Raw genomic sequence first — 1,490 nt, forward strand, 5'->3', positions numbered from 1 at the left:
TGTCTCCGCGATTGCCCCGAGGCGTGTTGGCGTTTTCGCCCCGCCGGCGTCCCTCGTCGACCGGCGCACGTAAGCTATATGTGGCGGTGACCCACCGTTGTATCTATGACGATACAACGCCGCGAGTTCGTGGCGGCGCTGAGTGCCGCCGGGATAGTGAGCACGGCCGGCTGCTCGTCGACGAGCGGCGGCGACGGCAACGAAGGGGACGGGACTGCCGGCAACGGGACCAGCGACGGCGGGAGCGCCGGCGGGGCCGCCGGCGTCGCCGGCGAGACGCTGACGCTCACGACGACGACGAGCACCTACGACACCGGACTCCTCGACGCGATCCACACGGACTTCGAGGAGAGGTACGGCGTCGAGGTCGACGCCGTCGCGCAGGGGACCGGCGCGGCCTTGGAGACCGCCCGCAACGGCGACTCGGACGTGGTGATGGTCCACGCTCGGGGGCTCGAAGACGAGTTCCTGCGCAACGGGCACGGCGTCAACCGCCGCGACCTGATGTTCAACGACTTCGTGATCGTCGGTCCCGAGAGCGACCCGGCCGGGATTCGGGGGATGGGTTCGGCGACGGAGGCGCTCACGTCGATCGCCGAGGCGGGGGCTGCGTTCGTCTCGCGCGGCGACAACTCCGGGACGCACACGAAGGAGCTCAACCTCTGGGAGGCGGCGGGGACCGACCCCGGCGGTGACTGGTATCAGGAGACCGGAAGCGGGATGGGCGAGGCGCTGAACATCGCCACCCAACAGGGTGCGTACACGCTCTCGGACCGCGGGACCTTCATCTCGCAGCGCTCCGAGATCGACCTGACGATCCTCGTTCAGGGACCGATCGAGGACGGCCCGGAGATCCTCGCGAACCCGTACGGGGTCATGGCGGTGAACCCCGGCGTTCACGAGGACGCCAACTACGACCTTGCGATGGCGTACATCGGCTGGATCACGAGTCCGGGCGTCCAAGCGTCGATCTCGGAGTACCAGGTGAACGGGGAACAGCTGTTCTTCCCCGAGGCCGTCGCCGAGGACCCGAACTTCGGACAGTACGTACCGGAAGGCTGGAGCCGCGACTCCGCGGGCGAGTGAGCGTGTCCCTCGCGACGACCCCGGAACTCGTGGCGCTCGCGACGACCCCGGAACTGGCGCTCTCGCTCATCGATCTCCCGTTCAGGGAGGGGTACGTCCGGAGCATCGTCTTCGTCTCGCTGTACGTGAGCGTCGCCGCCGTCGCCGTGAGCACCCTGTTCAGCGTGCCGGTCGCCGTCGCGCTCGGGTTCGCTGAGTTCCCCGGAAAGGGGTTCGTGAAATCAGTTATCAACACGGGGATGGGGTTCCCGAGCGTCGTGGTCGGGTTGCTCGTCCTCTTCGCCGTCTCGAACCAGGGGCCGCTCGGGTCGCTGAACCTCATATTCACCAAGCAGGCGATGATCCTGTCGCAGTTCGTGCTCGCGACGCCGCCGATCACGGCGATCAGCCTCGCCGCCGTCGAC

The 1,490-nt window shown here is 68.0% G+C and carries 1 protein-coding gene and 1 pseudogene; both read left to right on the forward strand.

The genetic code is table 11. The features are described from left to right. Positions 1 to 105 precede the first annotated feature (105 nt). On the forward strand, positions 106 to 1,086 hold the full coding sequence (locus tag BN903_RS10350; RefSeq protein WP_048077649.1) for a substrate-binding domain-containing protein: 981 nt from the start codon (positions 106 to 108) through the stop codon (positions 1,084 to 1,086). A 29-nt stretch (positions 1,087 to 1,115) separates the two neighbouring features. After that, positions 1,116 to 1,490: pseudogene (locus BN903_RS10355) on the forward strand (molybdenum ABC transporter permease); the annotation flags it as partial.

The organism is Halorubrum sp. AJ67, from assembly GCF_000513435.1.

Coding starts and splice junctions, on each gene's coding strand:
- BN903_RS10350 (WP_048077649.1), top strand. CDS start 106: ATGACGATACAACGCCGCGAGTTCGTGGCGGCGCTGAGTGCCGCCGGG.